The sequence below is a fragment of the Microbulbifer sp. JSM ZJ756 genome (assembly GCF_044383805.1).
GTDB lineage: Bacteria > Pseudomonadota > Gammaproteobacteria > Pseudomonadales > Cellvibrionaceae > Microbulbifer > Microbulbifer zhoushanensis.
In genome coordinates this window covers 1-1,190 of the sequence record NZ_JBISER010000026.1, presented here as the reverse complement: position 1 = coordinate 1,190, position 1,190 = coordinate 1, and the positions used below count along the sequence as shown (strand labels likewise).

Sequence of the window (1,190 nt, the reverse complement as noted above, 5' to 3'; positions counted from 1 at the left end):
TAACAAGCGACTGTGATGTCAAGCAGCCTGCTTGACATCGCACTCTCCCCAGTAAGTCCCATCCCTCACCATCGCATTTAGCACTACAATCATCTTCCGCATGCTCGCCGTCAGCGCGACTTTCCGGTGCTTGCCCTCACTGACCAGGCGACTGTAAAAATCACGGATCATCGGATTGTGGATCGTCGCTGAAAGCGTCGCCATGTACAGGATTGTCCTGACCTGTGCCCGCCCTCCCTTAATTCTTCGCTTGCCTCTCAGCATGCCGCTATCGCGATTGAAGGGCGCCACACCAACCAGGGCAGCAATCTCCTTCGGGTTGAGGCTTCCCAGCTCGGGCAGCTCCGCGATCAGAGTGGTGGCCAGCAGCTTGCCGACGCCTGGTACAGTTTCGAGCTGTTCCCGTTTGGCGCGCCAGAACTCCTCACTCTTTACCGCCTTATCCAGCTTCTGATCCACGCGCTCGATTTCCTTATCCAGGAACTTGATGTGGCGACGATAGTCAGCCTGGAATGCTTTGGACATGATTTTAGCCCGGTTAAGCTCCATGGTGCGCATGGTCATGACCTGACGGCGCCGTGCCAGTAAGTCTTTGATCTGCCGTTGAATTTTCGACTCGGGCGGCAATACCTCTGGTTGCATCACAGCCCCGAAAGCGGCAATCAGCTTGGCATCGACCTTGTCGGTCTTGGCGAGCTGCCCTGCGGCGCCCGCATACCGGCGCACGTTCCGCGGGTTCACGATAACCACCGGTAGCCCCGCCTCCACCAGCAGCTCATACAGCAACCTCTCATAGCGACCGGTGGCCTCCATGACCACTCTCTCAACGTTGAAGCGGCGAATCGCCTTAATCCATTTACCGATATCAGATCGGGTGTTCTCAATCTGCCAATACCGATCACGCTCGTGGATGTAGATATCCAGGAATGTCTTACCGACATCCACGCCAACATTTACCCCTGCTGTAGCCTTCTTGTTCATTGTGAGATCTTCCCATCCTTGCTACATTCGGGCTCGTGAGGCCCATTCGACTGTTCGGGTTGTACATAGGGTCGGCGTGACGCTACATGCTTGTTAACGGGCTAGGCATCGCCTGCACCTGCGCTGCATCGAGCTGTCACGCCGGTAACTTGTTCGTGGCAAGTTACGGGCCTCACCTTACCGAATTTTTGGGGGATTTCACCATACAA

1 protein-coding gene is annotated in these 1,190 nt (G+C 55.8%); it reads right to left on the bottom strand.

Features of this window, described 5'->3' with window-relative positions; genetic code table 11:
* Nucleotides 1-18: 18 nt before the first annotated feature.
* Nucleotides 19-981 (bottom strand): IS110 family transposase, encoded by a 963-nt coding sequence (locus tag ACH6CX_RS18450; protein ID WP_396676206.1) that lies wholly within the window; start codon nucleotides 979-981, stop codon nucleotides 19-21.
* Nucleotides 982-1,190: the final 209 nt, after the last annotated feature.